Origin of the sequence: Fibrella arboris (assembly GCF_041321095.1) — a bacterium.
In the GTDB taxonomy this organism is placed as follows: domain Bacteria; phylum Bacteroidota; class Bacteroidia; order Cytophagales; family Spirosomataceae; genus Fibrella; species Fibrella arboris.
The window spans coordinates 19790-34091 of the sequence record NZ_JBGGWE010000018.1; the positions used below are offsets into that span (position 1 = coordinate 19790).

Here is a 14302-nt window from a genome sequence, read left to right on the forward strand (position 1 = left end):
CATAATACGGCCAACTTGCCGGTAAACGCACAAAGACAAAGGCCCAACCTATCTAAAGTGGGTTGGGCCTTTGTCTTTAAGTGTAAAAATTAGCCTTTCAAAGAGTTCTCCAGCTTTTTTAATTCACCGATCTCCTTAGTTTGCTGTGTAATGACATTACTAGCCAGCATTTTCATGGTCGAGGTTTTACCTTCTTTTAGAAATGCACGGGCCATGTCAACGCCTTGCTGGTGATGCTGGGCCATCATACTGGCAAAGTCGTGGTCAACTTTTCCAGTCATCGAGTGCGTTCCGCTATGCATCACCTCCATACCTGTCTTGCCTAATTTCGACGAGGACGCCATTGGCTTGTGGCTACTCAGGAACTGATTAAGTTCCTTGATTTCCTTCTGATTAGTAGCCTTAATCCGGGTTGCCAAAGCCTTTACCTGCGCGTTAGTCCCCTGTTTGATCTCCAGATCAGCCATCTCGACTGCCGATTGGTGATGCATTTTGAGCATCATGGCAAAATCATGGTCAGGATCACCCGTCATTTTCATGCTCATCATCTGGTTCATGCCCGATTGCATGGACTTCATCATTGCATTTACGGGATTCTGAGCCAGCGTTGGTTGAGTAAGCAGGAGCGCTACACCCAGTCCCGCTGCAATGAATTTATTCGTTTTAATCCGTTTTCGTTAGTTAGAGATAAATGATACATCACAACTCCTCAATAGGGCTTGTTGGTGATAAGCCAATCCTGAAACTGACTAATTTCGGCCTTTTGCTCAGCAATGATTTTCTGAGCCATCTGTCGCATGCTCTCAACCGTACCGTAGTTTAATTCAGTCTGTGCCATATCGAGAGCACTCTGATGGTGATCGATCATTAGAGCAACAAAGTCTACATCAGACCGGCCCGTCAGGATACGGGTATCCTGCGCTTTCATCATTTTATCCATATCCTGCATAGCCATCATGTCGAAGGACTGGCCAGCCCCTGATGCTATTGGCTGGTGGCTGCTAAGAAACTGGGCAAATTGGGCTTTTTCTGCCGTCTGGGAGGTAACGATGTTTTGTGCCATCGTTTTTATTGTTTGATCAGTACCACTCTTGAGTTCCTGATTAGCCATGTCAATGGCACCCTGATGGTGCATTTGCATCATCATCGCAAAGTCATGATCGGCATCTCCCGTCATTTTCATGGCATTCATCTGCGTCATGTTGGCATGCATGATCTGCTGGTAAACATTGGCATCATGTTCCTGTGGCGTTATACCCTCACTATTTTTAGTACAGGCGGTCATAGCTCCCACCATCAACACGAAGAAGCCAGCTAGTTTAAATACGTTACTTTTCATTGCGTTGAGATATGCGTTTGTTCCTCTATATAACTTGTGGTTATTGACCTGAGTTTTTACAAGATTACCCCTATAGACTTATAGAATTTACGGGTCTCAACAAGTCGTTGTCATTCGAATTAGTTGCGGTCACTTGTTTATCTGCCTTTCATCCATCAACTTAGTCACCTGACTTATTGCTTTACCCCCCAACATGCTTGCTGACTCCTTTACCCGCCTGATTGACGACTACAAACAAAACCCGAATCTGATTTACCAAAGTTGGTTTCTGCATAATGAAGACCGTCTGAAAGCCTTTCGCTCGATTCGGCGTGGCGTCTTACAAGTCATCAGCGACATTAAAGACGGTTCGTTTCCCAATGATTTCAAAGGCAGTTCTCTTGAGTTTGTGCTTACCTGCATTACCGAGCAGAAACAGGTATTTGAAGGCGCGTCGCATCCTTTCTACTGGAAACCAAAGCTGCGTATTCCAGATATTTATGAGAATCAGGACCATAAGCGATATTTCGGCCAGTTTCTGGAATGCTGCCTGAAAGCCACCAAACCCGAAACCATCGTCAACGAAATTCACAAACTGGATGCGTATAAGATCAAAGGCCTGGGGCCGGCCGTGGCCAGTATTCTTTATTTCCTGCATCCAACTTGGGTCCCCCCTTTTAATACGGCGATCATCAATGGCTATAACCGACTATTTAATGAGCGTCGGAATCTAGGATCGTGGTCGGAATACCTGGCCATTCGCGAAAAGATGCTGACGGTAAACAACGAGTACCGGTCTGTGCTGTCAAACGACCTGGGTGCCCTGGCGGGTTTGTTATTTGAGATTGGAGCGGGTAATCTACTGGTACCCGGACTGGCCGATCAACCGGCCGTTGATCGGGAAAAGCTTCAGAAACAGATAGAAAAACGACACAAAGGTGTCGTTGATGAACAACAGGAAGAACATACGCACAGCGAGATGCAGTATCACCTGCTAACCATCGGTCGGGCCCTGGGCTATGACGTGGCCGCTGCCCGAAATGACATGTCCCGTCACTATAATGGACATTCGTTTTCCTTCCTGAGTTTACCTGCTCTACCTCCCCTACCGGTCTCGGCTGAAACGAGCCAGACCATCAGTCTGATTGACATTGTTTGGTTAGAAAAAGGCAGCGGTCGGATTATTTGTGCCTTCGAGGTAGAGAAAAGTACCTCCATTTACTCCGGCATTCTTCGATTGACTGATTTAGTATGCTCCTTACCTGATCATGCTACGACGCTCTATCTGGTCGTTCCCGACAGCAGACGGAAAGAAGTTGAGATGCAGTTAACCCGGCCTTCTATCAGACAGACCAATACACCAATTCGTTACATTCTGATGTCGGAGTTGCGTACTCACTGTGATGCGTTGTGCAGGTTTGGGGACAGCCACCGGGTACTGGAAAAAATTGCGCGAATGATCTAGGATGGCAATTTTTATATAACTATAACATCTTTCTTGGAACCCCCTGGCTTGTTGCCATAACTAGGGTGAGTTTATCAGAAAACAGTAGGGTGTAAAACGGATTGAACTGATCAATTAGTTTTATTACTTTTTGGGCATCATACTTCGACGGGTGAATGAATAGCCTCTGAACTTATGAACGCGTAACTTCTCGAATTAAACTGGTTAAATCAGTTTCGGACATTCTTGATTTGATACGAATTCGAATCAGTTTTTGACCAGCTTTGGCCATTATTTTATCCTTCATTCGGTCTTTTACTTGTTGTTCTTTACTGTCGTGATAAATGCTGTCAATCTCTAACAGTTTAAAGGGCTTGAACGAGTTCTCTGCGTCAAATACAACACAATCTACCAGGGCTTTAAAAAAGTAATTGCGCTCACTTTGATCTAAGAAGGGCTTAACCTGTTCAAAATCTACCAAGGCAGAAACGGCTACATTTGGGAATACCAGGTAAGTACTATACACCTCTCGAACTGCTCTGTAGAACTCATATTCCTGGCCAGATTTAAACAGGCTGATCGTGCTGTCCACAGGCTCAATTTCATTATTCACGGTAACCTCAATCGTTCGCTGTTGGGAATGCTCGACTACTTTCGGTTGCGTACGCTCATGCTCCCGAAGCAGCTCGACGCTAATGGGCAGATTCGGGTACTGTTTGGCATAGCGTAGAGCCGATTGGACCTGCGTTGAGCGATAGCCCAGTATAATCCGTTCGGCTAATTGCTCCACATCGTTGGCTGATAGCGTAAAGTGGAAATTCGGGCCTGTATGGAGCAAGTGAAATTGCTCTAGGTAAAATAGATAGTCAGGATCTTGCTTAAAACTGCTTCCTTCAATCAATTCCCGTACGAATTGACTTTCAAGAATATTTCTCGTTATATCGTCTTGGCGGATTTGGTCATACGTCACATTATCTTTAAATAATGCGATTAGGGCATTCCAATCTCGCTGCTGAAGAAGTTTAAATGTTCTTTCTCGGTCGTAACGCATCTTGTATTTTACGTTTTTGGGTGGCGAATATACAAGTTTGCGCCAAGTAAAAATTTGAGTCGGAGAGATTCTCATATGCATATACATACACTCATCCATAAATTATACATATGAAAAGTTTCCAGTTCACCATCCCTTCCGTTTTAGACTGTGAAACAGGTGAGGAAATTTTCACAAAACCCTTCTTCAATCAGGATGAAGCAACAATTTTTGAAATTCGTAGAGAATTAGAAGATGCCATTCGCAATCGACGCGGGCCAAAATACAAATGCTACCATTGTGGTCAGCTCATCAAAATTCGGGGTAAGGCGGAGAACGAAACGAAACTTAAACGAATGCACTTTGCCCACCAGTGGGACAGTGAAGAATGCCCTATCAAAACAAATCAGGCATTAAGTCGTCAACAGCTTCAAGCTCTTAAATACAATGGACAGAAGGAAAGCGAGCTACACCGCCGGACTAAAGATCTAGTAGCAGCCTCCTTAGAAATGAACCGCGTATTGGACAAAGGGGTGAGTGAAGTGGCTACTGAAGTTGTACGACGGGACGCAACAGGTCTAATGACCTGGCGCAAACCTGATGTCAGTGCGGTATATAAGTCGAAACAGCTCGTTTTTGAGATTCAGCTGTCAACCACATTTTTAAGTGTCATTGCTGATCGGGAATACTTTTATCAGCAAAACCAGACGTTCATTATCTGGATATTTAAATCTTTCTCCGACGACCTGGATAAACAGAGGTTTACAGAAAAGGACGTATTTTATTGTAACAATCAGAATGCATTCGTATTTGACAGTGAAGCCATTGAAGAATCAAACCGCCAGCGAGATCTAGTATTAAAGTGCCTGTATCGGGAGCCCTATCGAATGGGTCAACACATAGCGTATCAATGGCGGCAACAATTAGTAAGTCTGCACGATTTAACCTTTGAGGAGGACACTTTTAAAGCATTTTTCTTTAACGTTGCGGGGGCGGCCAACAGTATAAGCCAAGAAATAGAGGACGAAGATCGAAAGAAGTGGCACCAACAACGCGAGCTGGAGCGACGCCAGGAAGAATATGAACAACGTCAGCAAGTGTATGAAGCGCGACTTGAGGAAGGATTTTCCGCTGCCCGTTCAGCCGTTCGGCAGGTGTTAAATGAAGTTCATTCTTATCCCGAAAAACGCAGTCCTTTACTAAGCGAGTTTGCCGTATTTTCAAAAAACACGTATAGCCACTTATTCGATTTATTTGGCCAACAGCAGGGCTATCAGCCAACCGATCAGGAGAAAGCGTTTTTGAAGATACTCTTTGAACGTGAGCGAGCGAGTCGTTCTCATCTGGAAAGGTCTGATTTACTCACCTGCTTATGCCTGACCACATGCTTAGCGAAATTGAGAACCCCGCAGAAGACATACCGGTTAAAGAAGGTTTATGGGGCAGTATTCGCCATTTTATCGCTTAAATTGAATTGTGTGGTCGGTCAGAAATTCACTAAGCTTATTCAGGTAGCTCACACCGCAGTAACGGGAGACTACGCACACTTATTCATCAAAGCGTTAGAGAAATATTATAATTCAGAATGTAACCAACAGGACGTTCAATCAGGTGGTAAGCTGGCGAACAAGATAGCTGCATTTCAGCAAAGGAACAGTCAGCCTGATCACAGCTACAACGATATTTTCCGATTGCTGTTCCCTGACCTTTTCACCCAGTAAGCAGCCAAGTTATTTCTTTAGCTTCGATTCTTATGTGGTCCGACTAATGCCTTTAACCTAGTATGCTGTAGTGATTATATCGAGGGTTAATTCAAGAACATACATTCACTTGACATGGCTCTATAATTCATATTTGGAACGCCTGTATAAGCCATAAAGATTGTTTTGGGCGATTCAAGTGGTTGACTCCTTATCGTCTGTCAAGGGTTTACCACACTCGACGTGAAAGGCATAATCTTCTGCGCTTAAGTTCATCCGTAAAAATTCATCCATACCCATATCATGACGTTCGAGTACATACCGCCGAAAAGGAAAGCTGCGCTTGGCTTCATCAAGACCCCTTTCTCGCTCCCCCCGACGCATTCCTTCATGTGGTAGACCTTCCAGATACTCCTCAAAGTAAACAGCTAGCAATTCGTGGGACGACCGACTTTCGTTCTGACTTATTACCTGTTGCTCCAACCAATCAAGTAAATCCTCGGTGGAGGCTACCGTTTCAGTAGTTATTTCTGAGTTTGGTTGACCGAACACCGCTAATTCTTTTACCCGATTGTAATAGCAATATGTGGCGTTACCAATTCGAAACATGCGAGCCATATAATCCCGCTGCCCCTCGGGCATATTAGCCAGCGCTTCAGCCTGCTGTATATTGTATTTCTCTATAGGATGACGCATATTTATTCGTAGCCAGGCGGTTGTTTTAATTTACCAGGTTCATCATAAATAGTGCTATCTGTTTCGCTTTGATAGTAAATAGTACTGTCGGTCTTACTTTGGGGTAACTCGCCGAAGTGTATGCGCTTGACTCTATAAATCTGAGCATACTCCAGTTTAATACGTTCCCTTTCGGCAGGCAGTTGGATTTTGAGAATTACATCGAATAGAATGCCGTCTTCTACAAATTCAGGCCTCCATAGCGCATCATAATTTAGAAAAAGTGGCGTATGATACCACCGGGTTACCGTTCGGTCGGTTGGTAGCTGAATGTCAAAATAGTTTGTATATATCCAATAAAAGCATTCGCTGTCTTTGATATCTTCCACCATTTTCTGTAGCAGATGCGGTAATTGGTCCATTGTCTCTACCATCTGTTCAGTACATTCATTATAGTTTTCATAGAATAAATATCGCCTTATGCTACTGCCAAAGTAAGCAATAATTTTTACGAGTCGTATTCACTTAACAACCAATATGTCTTGCCAGCGCGTAGTATAACAGGGCGATACCCACTGTTGCTTTGTTTTCCAGGTGGGGTCGTACCCCTGAACGGCTAAACGTACCTTGTCCTTGCCGTGCCGATGATTTAGTCGATCTACTACCCGATATAGTTTGACAAGCCGCTCGTCACGTGCGTCACAAAAAATGGATGGCTGCCGGTGACTATCAGGTACAAAGTCCGAAAGCATTACACCTACCTTTTGATACGCATAGCCAAATTTAAAGATTGACTTCAGGGCGGCAAGAGCATAAGTAGCGAGTTCAGCGTTGCTCGATGTCGGGTGCGGAAGTTTTAGATTTCTGCTTCCATAATACTGTTTAGCCATTTCGCCATTTGAGGAACGCCGGAATCTATTCGTATGAAGGAATACAGTCAGTGTACCAGCCGCTGACTCCTGCTTGCGGAGTTTCTGAGCTGCGCGGGCCAAATGAGTAGTCAATCCCTGAGCTATAGTCTCATAATCTGGCACTAACCGGCCGAAGCTGGGTGCTGAACAAATGGCTTTTTTCGCTGGAGCCTCTACTTCGATCAGCTTGCAGGGCAGGCCTCTTAACTCATATGCTAACCGGAGACCATTTACTGTAAGGTGCTGATTGATCCAGTCATCGGGTGCATCACGAAACTGAGCGGCCGTACGAATGTCATTACGTCGCAATAAACTAGCATAACGTGAACCAACGCCCCATAGGTCGGCTACTTTAAACTCATGAAGTACATCATCAATCTTGTCAGCGGTGTTGAGATGCAAAACGCCTTCATGCTCTTCCATTCGCTTGGCAAAAAAATTAGCGACTTTACATAAGGTTTTCGTAGGTGCCAGGCCAATCGAAACAGGGATGCGATGCCACTGCGTTATAGTCTGCCGTAACTCCCGCCCAAACTGGTTAAGATTTGGATAGATTGATTCGTAACCGGTGAGGTTCATAAAGGCCTCGTCAATAGAATAGATCTCAACCTCCTCAACAAAGCGCCCGATGGTAGCCATGATACGGGCCGACATATCCCCGTAAAGAGTGTAATTGGATGAGAAAACTTTGATATCGTGCTGCTGCCGTAATTCTTCTAATTGAAAATACGGCGTACCCATTTTTATGCCCAGGGCCTTTGCCTCGTTTGAGCGGGCTATTACGCAACCATCATTATTCGATAACACAACAACTATTTGATTTTCAAGCGAATAATTAAAGCTCCGTTCACAGGAAACATACATATTATTCACGTCGATCAGCCCTATCATATTCAATTACTTACTTTTTCTGGATCACGTATGTGACTACTCCGACTACCCGAAGTTCGTCACCCGAGCGGACTGGTATTGGTTGATAAGACTGGTTTGATGAGTGTAATGCCAATTTCCTTTTCTGGCCAACGATGCGCTTCAAAGCGTATTCGTTGTTTAACCAGGCGACGACAATGGATTTAGGGGCCGGTATTTTCGACGAGTCGAAGATGATGATATCGCCCCGATCAATACGGTCGCCAAGCATACTGTTACTGCCGACGCGTGCAAAATAGGTAGCTTCTTGATTCTGGATAAAACGCTGGTTTAGATCAGCAACCGGCTCGATGGAGTATTCCTGTATCGAGCGCCGATTAGTATCTGGAATTGTAGATCGAACAACAAAGGTGACAACGCCGAAAATCTCGAAGTCATCTCCCGGATGTATATAAATGGGATCGAAGGCTGAGTTCGAGGGTAACAGTACTTTCATCTTTTCGACAAACTGAAGTTGTCGAATAAGCGTGTCTTCATTCAGCCGAGCTACCACCAGCCTTCCGGCAACCAGTGATCTCCTTGTATCAAAGATGATTATATCTCCCTTCTCAATACGATCATCAAGGAGGCCATCGTCATTCATTGATAAGAGGTATGTATCATCTGGATTGGTGATACATAGATCATTGACATTACAGACGCGCTCCAGAAAATTTTCGGCAGGGCTGGGGAAACTCGCTTGGACATAATAACTGAAGAACGGAATCTGATACCGGTCTTTGATATGTACCTGCACACAACCGATTGGTAAAGATCGGGTTTCGATTACGCTCATAGCCGTATGTTATAAGTAAAATATATAACAAGCGGCTATAATATAGTTTTGTTATTACGAATGCAAATTTTTGTTTACAACGAATAATTTCATTGATCGAGAAGATGCAATAACCGACTCATAGCGCTCTGCTTTTCAGCCTCACCGAGCCCGTAAAAATGAACAGAATTATTGACCATTCGAACACCGTCCCAACGTCCCATACTATCTCGGTAAATGACGCTGTAACCCGACAGATCGCCTACCTCAGCACGGATTTCTGCTAATACATAATCAATGTCGTTCGTGACGCTCCTATTGCCAAGATCGAGATCAATGATCGCAATTATGTTTCCTTCAACGGTATACGTATAGTCGGCGGCAAATGGCCTATTTGTGGTTTTACGATTCATTCCAGGGACGGATTATCTACAATTTACACGGATGCCGAAATAATTTAGTTGATCGCGGAACTGCTCACAATTTAACTTGCGGTGGCTCAGCACAGCTTGCCTAAGCTGTTGCTTCGTGTATCGGCCTCCCGGAGTCAAGCCATTTGCTTCACAAAAATCAACCAGTGCTTCGTTTGAAAAACGACTTCCAGTTCCTACTCTGAGTACGACTCCCGCTTGTTCTTCCTGTATACGGGTGGTTAATCTTTGCCTCAGTTCAACAATCGCCTTTTCTACAGTAATCCCAAAGCCGATGTCTCCCCAACAGACTATAGCATAATCCCAAATCGCATCGATTAGCAACCGTTTGTATAATGTCGCCTGGCCAATCCGATGTGCAACCACTACAGTTAAGTACCCATTTTGCTGAATAGTGGCGATGGCTTTATTCTCATCCAACTGATAGTTGATCTTAAAGAAACGGCCGACTGTTCTGATCAGCCAGTCCCCTGACCACTTGTCAACGAGTATGCTTCTGACTAGTCTTCCCCATTCAGCTTTACCCTGGTAAAAATGGACGACCGCTTGCGCGCGATCAACCGTAAGCCGGAAATCACCAACAATCGCGTAAGTGTTGGGAGGTTCGTTTGTCTGTAAATTATATAGAGAAGTCTCCTGCTGCATAAATCGAAATCGACGCATAGGGCAAATCAAAATACAGCTTAACGTCGATCGGCCTAAGGCTGCCCCGCCAAATATACGCCATTTGGTGCAAGAGATAGACGGGTGACGGGCGTATGAACGGAGTAGGGATAGTCGTTTTCTATTTTGTCCGCCCTTAGATGCACCAATCATCGGTATCCGATCATGGTCACAATGGGAAGCCAGGATAGACAACAGGCAGTTGGTTTCGTGCGGACTTAATTTGTCCGGCAACATGGTAATCATTCGACATGCCCGGTGTAACGTCCCGGAGCCGGACAAATAAGCAATCGGCGGCTTATTCCTGACTTACTCGCAGTAAACCGATCAGCAGCAAAAATGCGATCAACAATCCGCCAAAAGCATAATTGGATGCAAGTACATGAACTCCCTTTGTGAACCAGTCGCACAGTTCAGTAAGCTGGTTATTGACAAAGAAATAAGGACGACTAATGAACTCGGCTAGAATAATCTCCATCGGGTTTATTCAACTGATTGTAGCATACTAACCCCTATTTTATTTTTAAGCCACGCTGCTCATGCCAACCTGATCGGCAATAACTCGTGCTTCAGCAAAAGCCTGATTAAAATAGCCGTTACGGTAATCTACCATGAGTTGATTGGGGCTGCTGTAAGCATATGTGATGTCCACATGACCCAACCACGTTAGACTCGCTGTCTGCTCTGCTTGATTGAAGCTACCAATGTCGTGGCCGTTTGTCAATAGGATGCTGACTATTTCAGACACTGGCACCTCGTTATCAGGGTACGTTTCGTAAACAATACCCATACTTCCTGCGGGATTAGGGCCAAAAGATTCAGTTATCCGAACTATATGGCCAACATGGTAGGCCTGGACTGTTTTTTCGTCTGATTTCATGTTTTTCATGTTGAGGACAACGACTAATTGATTTTCAAAAATATGTATTTCACATTAAACTTAACAATTATAATATAAAATACATATTAGACAAGCCAAAACCTGTATCTGTTGGTCAGTCCTCATCAGGCTCATCTAAAGGCAAGCTTTCATCATCGAGCATAGACAGATTTGCCTGCGCAGATGCAAGAGAAGTAAAACCTAAAAATTCCACCTGGTCAGTTAAGTCTGACTGCGTCCAGGCCGACGCTTTCAGCCTCCCCTCCTGCGTTACCCGATGCCAGAGGGCACACCCATATATAATGTGACCAGTCGTCCTAAGGCGAAAGGCAGGCGGTAGTGGTTCCGTGTAGAGCGCTTCATCATCGCAATAGGCAGCATCAGAACAGTCGTCTGTACCGATTGATTGTTGTCCGGCAATTGTAAGCCGACGAGCCCCAATTTGTCGACAAACGTCGACCAGCGAATCGTCTATGTCAACAGGATATACCTTTTCCAGATAAGGGTCAATTTTCAACAGCTCAGTCATCTTTGATAAGGAGTTAAAATCACGGCCGTCTTAGCAGAAAGACGGCCGTGATCATTTACCATGAAAACACATAAATTGGCGCAGGCGTGTAGGCTATTGGGCCTAGAAACTCAACTTCGCCAGTTACCTTCACGAGAGTTGCGTCGGGAGTTACCGTATCACCCTCCCCATTACTACCCGTCCATACCCCATTACCGTAAATAATCTGTCCGGTAGAACGCAGTCTGAAAGCTACCTGGTAAGGATCATCAGGGAGAAGGTCATTGCAGAAAATACCGTCTCCATCAGGTTGGCGGGCCGTATAATCTATGGTGTCACAATCAATCCACTCATACAACTGCTCTAATGAGCCATCATGTGAAACCGAACGTACCTGCTTATTTGTAGCGTCGATCAGAAATACCGGTACAGGTTGCTGAGGAGAGGGAACGGGTTTCGTTGCCATTAGTAAGTGCCCGCTATAACATGACGGAGCCGCACAGAATCAATAAAAAGTAAAGAAGAGCTGGACACTGTTGTCCAGCTCAAATCGCGTTAGGCCAATGCAGTCTGTTCGGTTGCCTTTTCCTGCAATTCGCTTTGCTCTGGTTCGGGAAGCAGATCCACAAAGGGGTTGAATACGTTTTTAGCTACCTGCGTTTTACCGGTCTCGGTCAGCGTCTCACGCCGGTACAGGTTAATTGTCTGCACGTAATCAGTCATTTCCTGCGTAATAGCTTTATCAGCGGGTTTGTAAGTAAATGACGCGATGTAGTATATGCCTTTGGGCTGTATTTTGTTATTCTCCCGCTTATCCGCGTTCACCGTCAGCACCACCTCGTTGAGTTTGATACGGTTATACACCAAGGGGGTTATAAGTCGCTCCAGGTTAGCTACGCTATAACCATGAAACAAAATTTCTGATACGCAATCGGCCTCGTCAATGAAGAACAATTCAGCCCATTTTTTCAGTCCTTGACCTAAAATATCATCCGAAAAGATACGCCAGGCGATGGGCTGAAACGACAGCGATGAACCTAGCTTTTCGATATTGTTCTCATCATAATGAATGGAGAACTTGCCCTCTTTGGCGTCGAATCGGTACTGTTTGGGATTACCTGGAATGTACAGGTATTTGTCTACAACTTCACCCGTTTCAGTATCAACAATCTGAAAGGGACCGACCGGCGATCCGGCAATAGAGGAATTCGCTAACGCTTGCATTGTCTTTGCCCGAAGTAACACGTCGGTGCCGCGCAATAAGAACACTATAAAGATACAGCTAAATAGGCATAAGACAAGGCTATCTACCTGTTAAACAGCAACATAAGCCAACCCTCCGCTCCCTTTCGTTCGCCGGGTTATTCTTGCATTAAATCAGCCTTCTTTGCCAGCTCCAACCGTAAAAGCTTCAGGCCATAGCTAATGGTCAGTTTGTCAAGCTTAGATAGGCTCACTTCCTCCGAAGCAACGTTGATGCGGTCAATGAGGTCACTTACTAATCGCTCATACTGTTCGTGCTCAACGTACCTACTCTGCATGTCCATTTGTTGCTCAGCATCCATGTTTTATTTAGTCAAGCATTGGCATCAAGTCAATGGCTGTCAATCTGGTTATCAAGTAATTACATTAATTTTTGTGGCGTAGCTTTAGAAGGTGTGTTCCTCAAAGTGGGTTGAGACCGCACAATATTTGCTTTTTGCGTTTGAAGTTCTTCGTTCCAATCCTTTGCAAAGGGACGTTTGACAACCAGTTTGTCGGTTAGACCCCGCCATTCGATGGCCAGTTTTTCAATTCGCGTCAGCATAGGGCGGTGGTTGGGCAAGTGAATGGTCAGCAAACTATGGTTTCCCTGATGCATAATAGCATCCGCCGTCGCTCGATTCATGTCCGGTGTGTACCCTTTGTTTAAGGTTGTCAACACTTTTTCTTGTAGTGATTCAAGGTGCACCTGCCGTTTTGCAACTTCATCCGGTAACCCATATACGTCAATAGACAAGATGTTACTGTTCTTATTGTGACTGATACTTAACTGGTGATTCGCCTGCTCAATAGATTGGCCTGGAACTTGAAGTCGGCCGACCCAACCAATATTGAACCGAATACCGCTGTTATCGTTATCGTGTCCCAGAATTACTTGCTCCGGCTTAACCCGGTCAATTAATCGTTGTACGGTCAGGGGCTGAAGTGAAGAAGGTTGACCACCAGTAGCCACATAGACCCGGTCGTAGGGTTCTTTCGGTGGGTGAAGCTGGTGATACGATAAGGCATCAATCGGACTTTCACAAATCAGCATTTCTTTGGGTTGATGGCCTTTGGGCAGATTAGACACCCAGATACTCTCAAGGCGTTCGCCCCAAGTATGCCCATTAACTAAACCCGTTGAACTGTCGTTTTTCAGCAAAATGGCCGTAATGCCCTGTTCACTCTCCATTGGGAATACTGTGTTGATAACCGTTTCCCCTGTTTTCTTACTAATGAACGTTTTGTTGAAAATTTTGCCGATAAACGCCCGGTGGCCAATTGTATCGACCGTCAAGCCTCGCTTTTCCATGAGATAATCCGTGTTCGTCAGTGGATCAAGCCTGAAATAATGAGACATCGCCTTACTCCGGCTCGTGTCAGCAGGCGGTTGACTTTCAACCATATCGGTAGAACGGCTTTTAGCGAGGTGTGACAAATCACCGGTATACCGACCTATAAATTCGTGAAGCTGCTGCCAGCCTTCCCGCGTTGCCGTGTCGATATGTAGTTTGTCAATCACATAATCAACAATTGTCCCCCGGTCACGGCTATCCTCAGGGTTGTAATAAAAATATTCGTTTGTTTTTTGATTGTTGCCGATGATGAGCTTTCGACCTTCGGCGTTTTCGAGTACTGGCCAACGCCGTGTCGATTTTCGCCGATCCTTCGAGAAACCCTCTGTCTCCAGGAACTGCACCAGGTCAATCTGCTGCTTATAGTCGGATAACTGCGGCTTAGTGGTTAGCATAAATGTATTTCAGTTAATTAAAACGTTGAGAGAAGCAGCTTAGGGGTTTGCTGTAAGTGCCCGTCG

The 14302-nt window shown here is 45.0% G+C and carries 18 protein-coding genes; 2 read left to right on the plus strand and 16 right to left on the minus strand.

The genetic code is table 11. The annotated features are described in order from the left end of the window. Positions 1-89: 89 nt before the first annotated feature. Together ACAW75_RS23360 and ACAW75_RS23365 are read right to left on the minus strand one after the other, a co-directional pair. A complete protein-coding gene (locus ACAW75_RS23360; protein WP_370731185.1) occupies positions 90-581 on the minus strand; it encodes a DUF305 domain-containing protein in 492 nt (163 codons plus the stop codon). 128 nt (positions 582-709) lie between these two features. Further along, positions 710-1339: a DUF305 domain-containing protein gene (locus ACAW75_RS23365; RefSeq protein WP_370731186.1), complete on the minus strand. Its 630-nt coding sequence runs from the start codon at positions 1337-1339 to the stop codon at positions 710-712. A 193-nt stretch (positions 1340-1532) separates the two neighbouring features. Here ACAW75_RS23365 and ACAW75_RS23370 point away from each other — a divergent pair, with 193 nt between their 5' ends. Then, positions 1533-2783, plus strand: coding sequence for a type II restriction enzyme NmeDI-related protein (locus ACAW75_RS23370; protein ID WP_370731187.1), 1251 nt, complete (start codon positions 1533-1535; stop codon positions 2781-2783). 172 nt (positions 2784-2955) lie between these two features. Here the strand turns inward: ACAW75_RS23370 and ACAW75_RS23375 are convergent, their stop codons facing one another. Continuing rightward, complete coding sequence (locus ACAW75_RS23375) at positions 2956-3813, minus strand: DUF2726 domain-containing protein (protein WP_370731188.1); 858 nt, start codon at positions 3811-3813, stop codon at positions 2956-2958. A 110-nt stretch (positions 3814-3923) separates the two neighbouring features. On the opposite strand from ACAW75_RS23375, the gene ACAW75_RS23380 reads away from it, so the two are divergent. Further along, on the plus strand, positions 3924-5513 hold the full coding sequence (locus ACAW75_RS23380; protein WP_370731190.1) for a DUF6035 family protein: 1590 nt from the start codon (positions 3924-3926) through the stop codon (positions 5511-5513). A 174-nt stretch (positions 5514-5687) separates the two neighbouring features. On the opposite strand, the gene ACAW75_RS23385 is transcribed toward ACAW75_RS23380, so the two are convergent. The 13 genes from ACAW75_RS23385 to ACAW75_RS23445 form a co-directional block, all read right to left on the minus strand. Continuing rightward, positions 5688-6188, minus strand: a complete 501-nt coding sequence (locus ACAW75_RS23385; protein WP_370731191.1) for a hypothetical protein — start codon at positions 6186-6188, stop codon at positions 5688-5690. Between the two features lie 2 nt (positions 6189-6190). Next, positions 6191-6589 (minus strand): hypothetical protein, encoded by a 399-nt coding sequence (locus ACAW75_RS23390; protein WP_370731192.1) that lies wholly within the window; start codon positions 6587-6589, stop codon positions 6191-6193. Positions 6590-6688: 99 nt separating this feature from the next. Then, positions 6689-7969 carry a Y-family DNA polymerase gene (locus ACAW75_RS23395; protein WP_370731194.1) on the minus strand — a complete coding sequence of 427 codons (1281 nt, stop codon included), beginning with the start codon at positions 7967-7969 and terminating at the stop codon, positions 6689-6691. Positions 7970-7979: 10 nt separating this feature from the next. After that, complete coding sequence (locus ACAW75_RS23400) at positions 7980-8783, minus strand: LexA family protein (protein ID WP_370731195.1); 804 nt, start codon at positions 8781-8783, stop codon at positions 7980-7982. A gap of 89 nt (positions 8784-8872) precedes the next feature. Beyond that, entirely contained in the window at positions 8873-9175 is a 303-nt protein-coding gene (locus ACAW75_RS23405; protein ID WP_370731197.1) for a hypothetical protein, read from the minus strand. Between the two features lie 12 nt (positions 9176-9187). Further along, the gene (locus tag ACAW75_RS23410) at positions 9188-9856 is read right to left on the minus strand and encodes a hypothetical protein (protein ID WP_370731198.1); all 669 of its coding nucleotides are present in this window, start codon (positions 9854-9856) and stop codon (positions 9188-9190) included. 298 nt (positions 9857-10154) lie between these two features. Next, complete coding sequence (locus ACAW75_RS23415; protein WP_370731199.1) at positions 10155-10334, minus strand: hypothetical protein; 180 nt, start codon at positions 10332-10334, stop codon at positions 10155-10157. A gap of 45 nt (positions 10335-10379) precedes the next feature. After that, positions 10380-10736: a hypothetical protein gene (locus ACAW75_RS23420; RefSeq protein ID WP_370731201.1), complete on the minus strand. Its 357-nt coding sequence runs from the start codon at positions 10734-10736 to the stop codon at positions 10380-10382. Between the two features lie 115 nt (positions 10737-10851). Beyond that, on the minus strand, positions 10852-11265 hold the full coding sequence (locus ACAW75_RS23425) for a hypothetical protein (protein WP_370731202.1): 414 nt from the start codon (positions 11263-11265) through the stop codon (positions 10852-10854). Positions 11266-11320: 55 nt separating this feature from the next. Then, complete coding sequence (locus tag ACAW75_RS23430; protein WP_370731204.1) at positions 11321-11710, minus strand: DUF3846 domain-containing protein; 390 nt, start codon at positions 11708-11710, stop codon at positions 11321-11323. 89 nt (positions 11711-11799) lie between these two features. Continuing rightward, positions 11800-12468, minus strand: coding sequence for a hypothetical protein (locus ACAW75_RS23435; RefSeq protein ID WP_370731205.1), 669 nt, complete (start codon positions 12466-12468; stop codon positions 11800-11802). Positions 12469-12605: 137 nt separating this feature from the next. Then, on the minus strand, positions 12606-12809 hold the full coding sequence (locus ACAW75_RS23440) for a hypothetical protein (protein ID WP_370731206.1): 204 nt from the start codon (positions 12807-12809) through the stop codon (positions 12606-12608). A gap of 59 nt (positions 12810-12868) precedes the next feature. Further along, positions 12869-14236, minus strand: a complete 1368-nt coding sequence (locus ACAW75_RS23445) for a toprim domain-containing protein (protein WP_370731207.1) — start codon at positions 14234-14236, stop codon at positions 12869-12871. Positions 14237-14302 lie beyond the last annotated feature (66 nt).

Coding starts and splice junctions, on each gene's coding strand:
- ACAW75_RS23405 (WP_370731197.1), bottom strand. CDS start 9,175: ATGAATCGTAAAACCACAAATAGGCCATTTGCCGCCGACTATACGTAT.
- ACAW75_RS23375 (WP_370731188.1), bottom strand. CDS start 3,813: ATGCGTTACGACCGAGAAAGAACATTTAAACTTCTTCAGCAGCGAGAT.
- ACAW75_RS23370 (WP_370731187.1), top strand. CDS start 1,533: ATGCTTGCTGACTCCTTTACCCGCCTGATTGACGACTACAAACAAAAC.
- ACAW75_RS23430 (WP_370731204.1), bottom strand. CDS start 11,710: ATGGCAACGAAACCCGTTCCCTCTCCTCAGCAACCTGTACCGGTATTT.
- ACAW75_RS23425 (WP_370731202.1), bottom strand. CDS start 11,265: ATGACTGAGCTGTTGAAAATTGACCCTTATCTGGAAAAGGTATATCCT.
- ACAW75_RS23390 (WP_370731192.1), bottom strand. CDS start 6,589: ATGGACCAATTACCGCATCTGCTACAGAAAATGGTGGAAGATATCAAA.
- ACAW75_RS23415 (WP_370731199.1), bottom strand. CDS start 10,334: ATGGAGATTATTCTAGCCGAGTTCATTAGTCGTCCTTATTTCTTTGTC.
- ACAW75_RS23365 (WP_370731186.1), bottom strand. CDS start 1,339: ATGAAAAGTAACGTATTTAAACTAGCTGGCTTCTTCGTGTTGATGGTG.
- ACAW75_RS23410 (WP_370731198.1), bottom strand. CDS start 9,856: ATGCGTCGATTTCGATTTATGCAGCAGGAGACTTCTCTATATAATTTA.
- ACAW75_RS23435 (WP_370731205.1), bottom strand. CDS start 12,468: ATGCAAGCGTTAGCGAATTCCTCTATTGCCGGATCGCCGGTCGGTCCC.
- ACAW75_RS23440 (WP_370731206.1), bottom strand. CDS start 12,809: ATGGATGCTGAGCAACAAATGGACATGCAGAGTAGGTACGTTGAGCAC.
- ACAW75_RS23400 (WP_370731195.1), bottom strand. CDS start 8,783: ATGAGCGTAATCGAAACCCGATCTTTACCAATCGGTTGTGTGCAGGTA.
- ACAW75_RS23395 (WP_370731194.1), bottom strand. CDS start 7,969: ATGATAGGGCTGATCGACGTGAATAATATGTATGTTTCCTGTGAACGG.
- ACAW75_RS23420 (WP_370731201.1), bottom strand. CDS start 10,736: ATGAAATCAGACGAAAAAACAGTCCAGGCCTACCATGTTGGCCATATA.
- ACAW75_RS23445 (WP_370731207.1), bottom strand. CDS start 14,236: ATGCTAACCACTAAGCCGCAGTTATCCGACTATAAGCAGCAGATTGAC.
- ACAW75_RS23360 (WP_370731185.1), bottom strand. CDS start 581: ATGATGAAGTCCATGCAATCGGGCATGAACCAGATGATGAGCATGAAA.
- ACAW75_RS23380 (WP_370731190.1), top strand. CDS start 3,924: ATGAAAAGTTTCCAGTTCACCATCCCTTCCGTTTTAGACTGTGAAACA.
- ACAW75_RS23385 (WP_370731191.1), bottom strand. CDS start 6,188: ATGCGTCATCCTATAGAGAAATACAATATACAGCAGGCTGAAGCGCTG.